Here is an 11,845-nt window from a genome sequence, read left to right on the forward strand (position 1 = left end):
GCTACTGCAGCGACCGCCTGCGTCAGGCCACCGGGCGCAAGGACGTCGGCTGGCTGCGTCCGCGTTTCCCGATCGATCCGATTCCATTTTCCGCGTTCCAGTCCGTCGGCACGGAGGCCGCTTCCCATGAGTAAGTTCTATGACGTGGTCATTGCCGGTGGCGGCGTGATCGGGGCGTCCTGCGCCTATCAATTGTCCAAGCGCGAGAATCTGAAGGTCGCGCTGATCGACGCCAAACGCCCGGGCAACGCCACCCGCGCTTCGGCCGGCGGCCTGTGGGCCATTGGCGAGTCGGTGGGGCTGGGATGCGGGGTGATTTTCTTCCGCATGATGTCGGCCAACCGCAAGCGCGAAACCCAGGGCGCGGCGGTCGCGGTGGACGCCAGCACGCCGCACATCCTGCCGGAGTCGTTCTTCGATTTCGCCTTGCAGTCCAACGCGCTGTACCCGCAACTGCACCGCGAGTTGATCGACAAGCACGGGATGGATTTCAAGTTCGAAAAGACCGGGCTGAAGTTCGTCATCTATGACGACGAGGACCGACTCTATGCCGAGCACATTGTCAGCTGCATTCCGCATCTGGCCGATCAGGTGCGCTGGCTCGATCAGGCTGCGTTGCGCGAAGCCGAACCGAGCGTCAGCCACGAGGCCCGGGGGGCGCTGGAATTTCTCTGCGATCACCAGGTCAGCCCGTTCCGCCTCGCCGATGCCTACATGGAAGGTGCGCGGCAGAATGGCGTCGATATCTACGTCAACACAAACGTCACCGGCGTGCTGCACCACGGCAACCGCGTGACGGGCGTGCAGACGGCCGAAGAGGGCGTGTTCCACTGCAAGACCCTGATCAACGCCGCTGGTGCCTGGGCGGCGGACTTGAGCGAGTGGGCCACCGGCGTGCGCATTCCGGTAAAACCCGTCAAGGGCCAGATCCTGCTGACCGAGCGCATGCCGAAAATCCTCAACGGCTGCCTGACCACCAGCGACTGCTACGTGGCGCAGAAGGACAACGGCGAGATCCTGATCGGCAGCACCACCGAAGACAAAGGCTTCGACGTCACCACCACCTACCCGGAAATCGCCGGGCTGGTGCAGGGCGCGGTGCGCTGCCTGCCGGGACTCAAGGACGTCAATCTCAAGCGCACCTGGGCCGGTTTGCGTCCGGGCTCGCCGGATGAACTGCCGATCCTCGGGCCGATGCGTGGGGTGGAGGGCTATCTGAATGCCTGCGGACACTTTCGCACCGGCATCCTGACCTCAGCGATCACCGGCGTGCTGCTGGACAAACTGGTCAACCAGGAAGCGCTGCCGCTGGATATCACACCGTTCCTGGCGGATCGGTTTGCGGTGGCACCGGTCAAGCAAGAGCGCGAGTTAGAGCTGGCCTGACCCAATCCCCTGTAGGAGCTGCCGCAGGCTGCGATCTTTTGATTTTGATTTTTAAGATCAAGATCAAAAGATCGCAGCCTGCGGCAGCTCCTACAGGGTTTTCGGGCGTTCACAAAACCTGTGGGAGCGGGCTTGCCCGCGAAGGCGTCAGGCCTGTCGGTACGAAATCTGGATCTGTGCAAGGAGCTCAGGCCTTGCGCGATTCCTCTTCCAGTTGATCCGACTCGAACAACCGCGCCAGTTCCGCCCGCGCTTCCTGGGCGGTTTGCAGGACCTTGGCGGCGTCGTCGTAGATCGCGTGCTGAGCCTCCAGCACCTGCTCGTCGTGGTGCTTGAAGCGCTTGATCCGCGCATCGGCCTGGGCCTGGGTCAGACCCAGCCCGACCAGCGTGCGCCGGCTCATTTCCAGGCTTGAGTAATAGGTCTCGCGAATCGCTTCGGCGCCGACATCCACCAGACGATGCACATGCTGACGGTTGCGCGCCCGGGCGATGATTTTCATGTGCGGATACAGCTTGCGCACGATCTCGGCGGTCTTGATGTTGGTCTCCGGGTCATCCGTGGCGATGACAAAATATTCCGCCTCGCCCACCTTCGCCGCATTTAGGATTTCCGGGCGCATCGGGTCGCCATAGAACACCGGCACGCCACCAAAACTGCGCGAAAGCTCGATGGTTTCCACCGAGGTATCGAGGGCCACGAACCTGATGTTCTGCGCCCGCAGAATCCGCGCCACGATCTGGCCCATACGGCCCATGCCGGCGATTACCACCCGTGGCGTGTCAGTGTCGATTTCGCGGAATTTCTCCGGCACTTCCACCGGCTGTACCTTGGGGCTGACCAGGCGTGCACAAATCAGCAACAACAGCGGCGTCACCGCCATCGACAGGGTGATCGTCAGCACCAGCAAGTCATACAGGCGCGGTTCGAACAAACCCTGATCGCGACCGATCTTGAACACCACGAAGGCGAATTCACCACCGGCCGCAAGGACGATACCGAGGCGGATCGCACTGATTTTGTTCAGGCCTCCGGCCAGCCGTCCCACCACAAACAGCAGCGGTAGCTTCAAACCGATCAACAGCAGCGTCAGCCCGAGTACGGTGACCGGCGCGCTGAGCAGCAGACCGAGATTGGCGCCCATGCCGACGCTGATGAAAAACAGCCCCAGCAGCAAGCCTTTGAACGGCTCGATCTGCGCCTCCAGCTCATGCCGGTATTCGGAGTCCGCCAACAGCAACCCGGCGAGAAACGCCCCCAGCGCCATCGACACCCCGACCAGATCCATCAGCCACGCCGTCCCGATCACCACCAGCAATGCGGTGGCCGTGGACACTTCCGGCAGGCCGGTTTTTGCCACCACGCGGAACACCGGACGCAGCAGATAACGCCCACCGACCACCACCACGGCAATGCTGCCGAGGACACGCAAACCGTGGTTCAGATCTTCGGCGGCACTGCTGCTGTGGTCGCTGCCGGCAAGCATTGGCACCAGCGCAATCAACGGGATTGCCGCGATGTCCTGAAACAGCAGAATCGCAAACGCCAGCCGCCCGTGGGGGCTGGTCAGTTCCTTGCGCTCGGCCAGGCTTTGCAGGCCGAATGCGGTGGACGACAGTGCCAGGCCGAGGCCGAGCACGATCGCACTGTTGAGCGGCTGGCCGAAGGCGAACAACGCCAGCACGCCGATCACCGACCCCGTCAGCAACACCTGCGCAAGCCCCACGCCGAACACCGATTTGCGCATCACCCACAAACGGCGCGGCGACAGCTCAAGACCGATGATGAACAACAGCAGCACCACGCCCAGCTCGGAGATATGACTGACGCTCTGAGGGTTGCCGATCAAGCCCAGCACCGACGGGCCGATGATCACCCCGGCAAACAGATACCCAAGCACCGCGCCCAGTTGCAGACGCTTGGCCAGGGGTACGGTGAGCACGGCCGCAAACAGAAACACGACAGCGGCTTGTAACAGATTGCCTTCATGGGGCATGACACAACTCCTGACAGCGTTACGGCGGGGGCAACAAGGATAAAGGCTGAATCGATTCAAGATCCACAGAAGATCCCTGTAGGAGCTGCCGCAGGCTGCGATCTTTTGATGTTGTTTTTGAAGATCAATATCAAGATCAAAAGATCGCAGCCTGCGGCAGCTCCTACAGGGGGCGGTGTGAGTCTGTAATAATTTGCATCAGTTGGTTACATTGATAGCCTTCGCGAATCAATCTTTTCGAGTCTGCCATGGCCATCAACTTCGATCTCAACGACCTGCAAGCCTTTCGCGCCGTGGTCGAACAGGGCAGTTTTCGCAAGGCTGCCGACACCGTGCGCCTGTCGCAGCCGGCGTTGAGCCGACGCATCGAAAAGCTTGAAGACGCGCTGGGCGTGAAACTGTTCGAGCGCACCACGCGCAAGGTCAGCCTGACCCAGGCCGGACGCGGATTCATGCCCAGCGTCGAACGTTTGCTCGATGATCTGGATGTGGCGTTGTTGGGCATCAGTGAAGTCGCATCGACCCGACTCGGTCATGTCACGGTGGCCTGCGTACCGTCGGCGGCGTATTACTTCATGCCGCGAGTGGTCGCCCGCTATCACCAGCAGTTTCCACGGATCAAGGTCAAAGTCCTCGACTCCAGCGCCCATGATGTGCTCAGCGCGGTGGTCAACGGCGAGGCGGATTTCGGTTTGAGTTTCCTCGGCACGCAGGATGCCAAAGTCGATTTCGAAGCGCTTGTGCAGGAGTGCTATGTGGTCGCCTGCCGTCGCGATCACCCGTTGGCCGGGCGCAGCAGCGTGACCTGGGACGAGTTCTATCAGCAGGATTACATCTCGCTCGACAAGACGTCCGGCAACCGTTTCCTGCTCGATCAGGCCTTGAGCAGCGTGGTGCCGCAGCGCCCGAGCATCTGCGAGACGCGGCACGTGACGACCATGATCGGTCTGGTCGAGGCGGGGCTTGGCGTGGCGGCGGTGCCGCTGATGGCGATGCCCGGGCCGGATCATCCGATCCTGACGCGGGTGCCGCTGACCGAGCCGCAAGTGATGCGCAGTGTCGGCATCATCAAGCGCCGGGGTCGCACGTTGACCCCGGCGGCACTGGAACTGGAGCGGCTGGTGGTGGAAATGAAAGTCCAGCCGCCAACGATCAGCGCTTGACTGAATCCAGCCCGGTGGCCTGCACGTCAGCCTGAGCGGCAGGCGCGGCGAGGTAGTCGAGCAGGGCCTTGGCCTCTTTCGGATGCTGCGCGCCGACCGGGATGCCGGCGGCAAAACGCGTCACCGACTGCACCGATTCCGGAATCTTGCCGACAAACGTCACCCCCGGCACCGGCAGCAATTCGCTGACCTGCTGGAAGCCCAGTTGATAATCGCCCGTGGCAACCACCGAGCCCACCGGGATTTTCGGGATCATCTTCGCTTTCGGTTTCAGTTGATCCTCGACACCGAGTTTGTTGAACAGCTCTTTCTCGATGTACACGCCGCTGGCGCTGTCGGAGTAGGCCACCGATTGTGCGTCGAGCAGGGTTTTCTTCAGGCTTTCGACACTGCTGATATCCGGCTTCGGCGCGCCTTCACGCACCACCAGGCCTATCCGTGAATCCGCCAACTCAACCCGCGAGGCCGGGTCGACCTTGCCCTGTTTGATCAGGTCGTCGAGAGCGTAGCCGACCATGATCACCACGTCGGCGTGTTCGCCACGAGCGAGGCGATTGGGGATCGCCTCCGGGGCTTTGCCCATCGACGGGCCGAGCTGGGTGTCGAGGGTGTTGCCGGTGGCCGCTGCGAATTTCGGGCCGAGGATTTTGTAGGCGGCGGTGAAACCGCCCGATGTCATCACGTTCAGCTGTTCCGCGTGTGCCAGCGCGCTGAACGCGAAGAGGGCGATGGCGCCGAGATTGATCAGTTTTTTCAAGGTGATTGCTCCTTATGCGACAACCGGTTGCAGGCGGCCGCCTGCACGGCGATAGAGGTACAACGTGGCGCACAACGCGCACAGCGCACCGACGCTCATCCAGTAACCTGGCGCGGCTTTGTCGCCGGTGTACTGGATCAGGAAGGTCGACATCGCTGGCGTGAAGCCGCCGAAAATTGCGGTTGCCAGGCTGTAGGCGAGGGAGAAACCGGCCACCCGCACTTCCACCGGCATGATCTCGGTCAACGCCGGGATCATCGCGCCGTTGTACATGCCGTAGATGAACGACAGCCACAGCAGCGATAGCAGCATGTGACTGAAGCTCGGCGCCTGCACCAGGTACGACAGCGCCGGGTAAGTGCTGGCCAGGGCCAGCAGCGACATCGCAATCAGCACCGGGCGCCGGCCGATGCGGTCGGACAACATGCCGCCAATCGGCAGCCAGAAGAAATTCGACACGCCCACCAGCAAAGTCACCAGCAACGCATCGGAAGTGCTCAGGTGCAGCACGGTTTTGCCGAACGTCGGCGCGTACACCGTAATCAGGTAGAACGCAGTGGTGGTCAGCGCGACCATCAGCATGCCGCCCAGCACCACCACCCAGTTCTGGCCGAGGGTGCGGAACACTTCTTTCATGCTCGGGCGGTGTTTGCGTGCAGCGAATTCTTCGGTTTCCGCCAGGTTACGGCGCAGCAGGAAGATGAACGGCACGATCATGCAGCCAACGAAAAACGGAATCCGCCAGCCCCAATCGGCCACCACGCTCGGCGCCATCCACGCGTTCAGCGCATAGCCCAACGCCGCCGCGACAATGATCGCCACTTGTTGACTGGCCGACTGCCAGGCCGTGAAAAAGCCCTTGCGGCCGGGCGTGGCGATTTCGGACAAGTACACCGAAACACCGCCCAGTTCTGCACCGGCGGAGAAGCCTTGCAACAGCCGTCCGATCAACACCAATGCCGGCGCAAACAGACCAATGGTTTCGTAGCCGGGCACCAGCACAATCAGGATCGTGCCGCTGGCCATGATCGACAGAGTGACGATCAGACCTTTGCGCCGACCGACGTCATCGATGTAGGCGCCGAGCACGATCGCCCCCAGAGGACGCATCAGAAAGCCTGCGCCGAATACGGCAAAGGTCATCATCAGGGAAGCGAATTCACTGCTCGCCGGAAAGAACACCGCCGCGATCTGCGTGGCGTAGAAGCCGAACAGAAAGAAGTCGAATTGTTCGAGGAAGTTGCCCGAGGTGACCCGGAAAATGGCGCCGGCCCGCGAGCCGCCGTGTGGGATTGAGGCTGTCATAGAAATGAACTCCACCGCTTTTATGACGTGCGCGACGTGGAAGTGGCGCACGGTTGTTATTGCGGCGGATGGTCGCGCAGGTGTAACCGGATGTTAATTGCATTGTTGGCATGGATTGATGCGCAAAGCGGATCAATCCCCTGAAACACCACCAGGCCCTGTGGGAGCGGGGTCGAGCACAAATCTTGCGGCAACACCAAACCTGTAGGAGTGAGCCTGCTCGCGATGACTTTGGGTCAGGCAATGAAGACGCTGAATGTACCGGCCCCTTCGCGAGCAAGCCCGCTCCCACGGTTTCCCGGGTCGATCACACATCCTGTTTCATCAGCGGCCCCTGTGGGAGCTGGCTTGCCAGCGATGACGATCTGCCTGCCAACTACAATCCCCCAACCACCCCGGGCAAAAAAACAAGGAATGATTTCCTGACTCAGCAGTCGGAGTACAGGCATCACCCATCTGAAGGAGGTTCACCGATGAACAGCAAAACCCTAATCGCCAGCCTGGCCCTCGTTGCCGGCATTGCCGGGATCAGCCCACTTGTTCAAGCGGCGCAAACCTCAAGCGAACCCACCGTCCAGTCCCCGACCAGCGACCGTGAATTGAAGGTCAACGACCGCGCCCCGGACATCTATCAGCGCAGCGACAAAGCGTTGAAAAACTGGAAACAGAAAGGTTTGAAAGCGCCGATCGACCAGGCGCAGTGGGTGCAGATCAACGACAAGTACGTGATGGTCATGATCACCAACGGAACCATCGTTGAGATGCAGCCTGTCGAGCGTTAATCCCCCCGAATCAAAAGCCCTGCGCATGCACTCGTGCAGGGCTTCCCACCCCAAAGCCCTCCTGTGTCTGGCCTCTTGCATCGCCAGACCCACAATAAGCGGAGTAATAGCGTTGCTCTGCGCCATCGGCTTGCCAATCACCGGCATTTCTGGGAAAACGGCCGCCAGTTAAGCAATCGAGTGAATGTCATGACCGATGAACTGCAGGTAATCGATCTCCAGGTGGGCGAGGGCAAGGCTGCCGTCAAAGGCGCGCTGATTACCACCCAATACACTGGCTGGCTGGAAGACGGCAGTGAGTTCGATTCTTCCCACAGCCGTGGCAAACCTTTCCAGTGCGTGATTGGCACGGGCCGGGTGATCAAGGGTTGGGATCAGGGACTGATGGGCATGCAAGTGGGCGGCAAGCGCAAACTGCTGGTGCCGGCGCATTTGGGCTACGGCGAGCGAACGATGGGCAAGATTCCGCCGCATTCGAATCTGGTGTTCGAGATTGAATTGCTGGAGGTTTTGACGCGGGAGGATTGAGGGGGGCGAGTGTTGAGGCCGTTCGGATGAGGGGCTAAGCCCCTCATCCCCATCTCTGTAGATTGAACGTTCGTTCGACGGGTCAGGCGAATGTGTCGATATCGTCAAGCGTGTCCTCAATGATTCCCTTTAGAGCAGGAAACCTGCTCTGAACGGTTTCGAGCGCGGGCAGGACGGTTTTGATATCTAGCTCGCCATGGCGTCGAGCGATGTGGCCAAGAGCGGTGACGGCAGACGCCACAATCGCTTCAGTTTTGTTGGTGAGATATTTCAGGCAGGTGTCTTGAGCCCAGGCTCTGTCGGTTTCATTCAGACCGATAGACACCAGCGCGCAAATGACATTTTCGTCGAGGTCGCTGGCAAGATGTCTTATGGCTTCATCATGGCTGAGTGATGGGTCTTGATAGATGAGGCTCATTTTTTTGCTCCGAGGATATTGCCTTTGTTGTCTACTTTTTTGGCTTTGATCAGCGCGTTTTTCATGTCTTGATGCAGTTTATCCCATGCCCGTACGTGACCGTGGTAGACATCTCCGCCCGTGCGATCAAAGACAACTAGCTCATTTGCATCCGGATCGACACCAATGCGGCGTGGCGATGTGGGTTTTACCTGAACAGAGTTTTCCAGCGCTTCCTGGCCATTAGTAGGCCCCTTGCTTTTGATGGGTGTATCTTTTTTTCCGTGGTAACTGGCCGCGTCGAACTCAAGTGCCAGGACAATATAGAGCGGTTTGATGCCTGAATTGGCGGGGAACACCAGAATGAAGTCCTGATATTCCGGTGGATAAACCGGATTAACGATGATTTTGTCCGCCTGCTCTGTCGGCGGATAAATCCAGATCTGAGGTGCTTGGGGCGGACTTTCCAGTGGCGGAATTTCTGTTGTATTGGAAGGGTCAACGGCAGGAGTCCAGATGAGTGTTGTCCCATTACCGAAGTCCGCGACGTGTTGGATGCCTTGCTCGACGAACTGCACGACAGGAATCATCTCCCAATCACTGCGCGTCTGGGTGTTGTACCCGTATCCTTTCAGAGTGCCGTCTGGCTGTTGTTCCAAGTGCAATCGGACACGAGTTCGGCCTTTCTCGAGTGAATTGAGTTGTTCCTCTGTGTACAGAGAACTGTCGCCCAAACTCGATGGCCAAAGCAGTGCGACTATTCCGAGAAGTGCTCCAGCGCCAACACCACCCGTCGTCACAGCTGCACCGCTCACTGCGCTACCACTTGTGCTTGCTAAGGCAGTCAGACTCAGAGCAAGAGTTCCTGCTGAGTTGGGCAAGTGGTTGGCGTAGATTTTTTTCAGCGGTATGTTTCCGGCGGCGTCTCGTTCGCGGCCGCCTAGCAGGGAAAACTCTCCAAAGTCGGACAGTTTCTCTACCGGTATAAAACCGGCGGGGCTTGTGTGATTGATAACACCATCAGGGAGTTTGCAGCTTTTGGTAAAAACACAGCCTTTAACATCGTGCTGATACGCTAGCGGTTGTTTGATCATTCGATCTTCATACGCCTGCTGCCTGGCCAGCATATCGTCATAAGCAGCTTGTCTTGCCTCCCTCTCCGCCAGTTCGCTGGTTGTCATGTAGCGGCTGGTAATGTGGTGACCGTCGCCGGCCGGTGGGTTTTGAACCCGGGGTATATCTTTTTTACGCACCATCAGCGTCCTTGTTACATCGTTTTTATAAGCGATGCGGACGCTATATCAAGGTGCTTTTTATAGCTGTAGGAAGGGTCTGAAATTCAAGTGATTGTTACAAATCTAAGAACCAAGCTAGGGGCATCGCAGCTTAATTAACTTAGCCAGCCGTCAAGTAAATCGTAGAGGCTTGACTGAGCAAGTGTGCGTATCAGTCAGGCGAGCTGACGCTTGAAGAAGCGCTTGGAGTCGGGTGGGTAACTCTTCATGGGTTAGCCTGTTTTCCCGGGTTTGACCTTTGGATATTCGATAGCAGAAAGGGCGTCTTCGCGAGCAGGTTCGCTCCTACAGCTGATCTCTGTCGTTCGTGAAGCTCGACTACAACGCCGATCCAAAGTGGGAGCGAGCCTGCTCGCGAAGAACGATCACGCAATCAGTCAGGCTGCAATTGCCATCGCGTTCAGCGTCTCAGCCACTGTCTTTGCAAGTGATGGAAACCGGCGTTTCACCCGCTGCAGCGCTGGCAGCACAGCCTCCATTTCAAGCCCATCAAGTTTCCCTAGAGCGTTCACGGCCGAGGCCACAATTGTTTCCCGCTCGCTTTCACACAACACCAGGCATGCGTTCTGCGCCCAGTGCCGATCCCGTTCGTTGAGGCCCATGGCGACTAATGCGGCGACGACGTGGGCATCTGTTTTATTGGTCATATGAAATTCTCCTTTGCGCCGTTTTCCTTGTGGCGAGGGAGCTTGCTCCCGCTGGGTTGCGAAGCGACCCCAAGTCCCATCGTTGCGGATCGGATCCGGATTTTCGACTGCTGTGCAGTCGAGCGGGAGCAAGCTCCTTCGCCACAGGGACGCTTTTCAGTTTCTGATCGGGGGGTCGAGGTTGTCGAGGGCACGGTTGACGGCGAGTTCGCCGAGCATCACCACTTGCTGAATGCCGAGCAGGGTGTTGCGGTAGGGCGTGTCGAGCAGGCCGGCGAAGTCGCTGAGCATGATGCTGGCCGAGGCCATGGATTCGCAGGCGTGGGCCAACAGTTCTTCGTTGTCCATGTCTGGCGCGACAACGAACATGTGGCTGGGTTTGCGCGGTTGCGGGGATGGCGGTTTCAGATAGTGATCGAGGGCGCGTTCGGCGGCTTCGTGGAGTTTTCGGGAATTTGGGTCGGAGTAGGGGGATGTCGAGTCTTGATCGGGGGATGCGTCCGCTTCAGGCGGATTTGGAGTTACTTTGAACATGGCTTGGATAACCTCAATGAGGCTGACACTGTCTTGCGACTAAACAATAGGTGGCAGCTGTGCGCAGGTTAGTCGACCGGTATCCAAGCCTTCACCGGCGCGCCCGAGGACGCCCTGCGCACAGCTACCATTTAGCGCAGGCGACTAGATACCTGACTAGATGACAGCTTGCGGACTTGGAAAAACACCGAGCGACTAAACCCGATCACTGACCATTCAGTGACGCGAACCAAGTTACCGATGCCCCTCAAACCGCACAAGCCGGCGGATTCTGGCGTACTTGTAGGCAAAGGCGCAAGGCGATGTAGCCTTGTGGATGATGCCGAAATGATGCTGCATTTTTCAGCCTGACATCGCCAGCAGGCTGGCTCCTACAGGGGAATCCGCGTCCGGAGCGGAACCCCGAGCACACCACTGGAAAAATGTAGGAGTGAGCCTGCTCGCGAAGGGGCCGGCACATCCGGCATCTTTATTAACAGGCCCACCGCCTTCGCGGGCAAGCCCGCTCCCACAAGGGTGTCGTGTCCGGCGTGAAATCTGGCAGCGCTGCCGAGCAAAGTGGGAGTGGGCCTGCTCGCGAAGGGTCCGGCACATTCAGCATCTTTACTGGCAGACCCACCGCCTTCGCGGGCAAGCCCGCTCCCACAAGGGTGTCGTGTCAGGCGTGAAATCTGGCAACGCTGCCGAGCAAATGTAGGAGTGAGCCTGCTCGCGAAGGGGCCGGCACATTCAGCATCTTTAGTGGCAGGCCCGCCGCCTTCGCGGGCAAGCCCGCTCCCACAAGGGTCTCGCGCCAGGCGTGAAATTTGGCAACGCTGCCGAGCAAATGTAGGAGTGAGCCTGCTCGCGAAGGGGTCGGCACATTCAGCATCTTTACTGGCAGGCCCACCGCCTTCGCGAGCAGGCTCGCTCCCACAAGGGGCTCGCGTAAGGCGTGAAATTTGGCAGCGCTGCCGGGCAAATGTAGGAGTGAGCCTGCTCGCGAAGGGGCCGGCTCATCCAGCATCTTTACTAGCAGGCACACCACCTTCGCGAGCAGCTGGCTCCCCCAGTGG

12 protein-coding genes are annotated in these 11,845 nt (G+C 59.3%); 5 read left to right on the forward strand and 7 right to left on the reverse strand.

The features are described from left to right. Together DBR18_RS30380 and hcnC are read left to right on the forward strand one after the other, a co-directional pair. The coding region (locus tag DBR18_RS30380) for a hypothetical protein (RefSeq protein WP_371921122.1) at nt 1-134 on the forward strand (134 nt) is incomplete at its 5' end. After that, nucleotides 127-1,386 (forward strand): cyanide-forming glycine dehydrogenase subunit HcnC, encoded by a 1,260-nt coding sequence (gene hcnC, locus DBR18_RS19915; protein ID WP_108591590.1) that lies wholly within the window; start codon nt 127-129, stop codon nt 1,384-1,386. The genes DBR18_RS30380 and hcnC, both read left to right, overlap by 8 nt. 187 nt (nt 1,387-1,573) lie before the next feature. Here hcnC and DBR18_RS19920 read toward each other — a convergent pair whose 3' ends face one another. Continuing rightward, the gene (locus DBR18_RS19920) at nt 1,574-3,382 is read right to left on the reverse strand and encodes a monovalent cation:proton antiporter-2 (CPA2) family protein (protein ID WP_108591591.1); all 1,809 of its coding nucleotides are present in this window, start codon (nt 3,380-3,382) and stop codon (nt 1,574-1,576) included. A gap of 248 nt (nt 3,383-3,630) precedes the next feature. Here DBR18_RS19920 and DBR18_RS19925 point away from each other — a divergent pair, with 248 nt between their 5' ends. Further along, complete coding sequence (locus DBR18_RS19925; protein WP_108591592.1) at nt 3,631-4,545, forward strand: LysR family transcriptional regulator; 915 nt, start codon at nt 3,631-3,633, stop codon at nt 4,543-4,545. On the opposite strand, the gene DBR18_RS19930 is transcribed toward DBR18_RS19925, so the two are convergent. Together DBR18_RS19930 and DBR18_RS19935 are read right to left on the reverse strand one after the other, a co-directional pair. Continuing rightward, nucleotides 4,535-5,302, reverse strand: a complete 768-nt coding sequence (locus tag DBR18_RS19930) for a substrate-binding domain-containing protein (protein WP_108591593.1) — start codon at nt 5,300-5,302, stop codon at nt 4,535-4,537. The two genes, DBR18_RS19925 and DBR18_RS19930, sit on opposite strands and share 11 nt — an antisense overlap. Before the next feature lie 12 nt (nt 5,303-5,314). After that, a complete protein-coding gene (locus DBR18_RS19935; RefSeq protein ID WP_108591594.1) occupies nt 5,315-6,607 on the reverse strand; it encodes an MFS transporter in 1,293 nt (430 codons plus the stop codon). A gap of 473 nt (nt 6,608-7,080) precedes the next feature. Here DBR18_RS19935 and DBR18_RS19940 point away from each other — a divergent pair, with 473 nt between their 5' ends. Both DBR18_RS19940 and DBR18_RS19945 read left to right on the forward strand, forming a co-directional pair. After that, nucleotides 7,081-7,389, forward strand: a complete 309-nt coding sequence (locus tag DBR18_RS19940; protein WP_007965617.1) for an RcnB family protein — start codon at nt 7,081-7,083, stop codon at nt 7,387-7,389. 189 nt (nt 7,390-7,578) lie between these two features. Next, a complete protein-coding gene (locus DBR18_RS19945; RefSeq protein ID WP_108591595.1) occupies nt 7,579-7,917 on the forward strand; it encodes an FKBP-type peptidyl-prolyl cis-trans isomerase in 339 nt (112 codons plus the stop codon). An 82-nt stretch (nt 7,918-7,999) separates the two neighbouring features. Here the strand turns inward: DBR18_RS19945 and DBR18_RS19950 are convergent, their stop codons facing one another. The 4 genes from DBR18_RS19950 to DBR18_RS19965 all read right to left on the reverse strand — a co-directional run bounded on the left by DBR18_RS19950 (nt 8,000) and on the right by DBR18_RS19965 (nt 10,790). Continuing rightward, nucleotides 8,000-8,335 (reverse strand): hypothetical protein, encoded by a 336-nt coding sequence (locus DBR18_RS19950; protein WP_108591596.1) that lies wholly within the window; start codon nt 8,333-8,335, stop codon nt 8,000-8,002. Then, nucleotides 8,332-9,570, reverse strand: a complete 1,239-nt coding sequence (locus tag DBR18_RS19955) for an S-type pyocin domain-containing protein (RefSeq protein ID WP_108591597.1) — start codon at nt 9,568-9,570, stop codon at nt 8,332-8,334. Before DBR18_RS19955 ends, DBR18_RS19950 begins: the two co-directional genes overlap by 4 nt. A gap of 416 nt (nt 9,571-9,986) precedes the next feature. Next, the gene (locus DBR18_RS19960; RefSeq protein WP_108591598.1) at nt 9,987-10,256 is read right to left on the reverse strand and encodes a hypothetical protein; all 270 of its coding nucleotides are present in this window, start codon (nt 10,254-10,256) and stop codon (nt 9,987-9,989) included. Nucleotides 10,257-10,412: 156 nt separating this feature from the next. Beyond that, nucleotides 10,413-10,790, reverse strand: a complete 378-nt coding sequence (locus DBR18_RS19965) for a DUF6124 family protein (protein ID WP_108591599.1) — start codon at nt 10,788-10,790, stop codon at nt 10,413-10,415. Between the last annotated feature and the right edge of the window lie 1,055 nt (nt 10,791-11,845).

Origin of the sequence: Pseudomonas sp. HMWF021, from assembly GCF_003061005.1 — a bacterium.
Lineage (GTDB): Bacteria > Pseudomonadota > Gammaproteobacteria > Pseudomonadales > Pseudomonadaceae > Aquipseudomonas.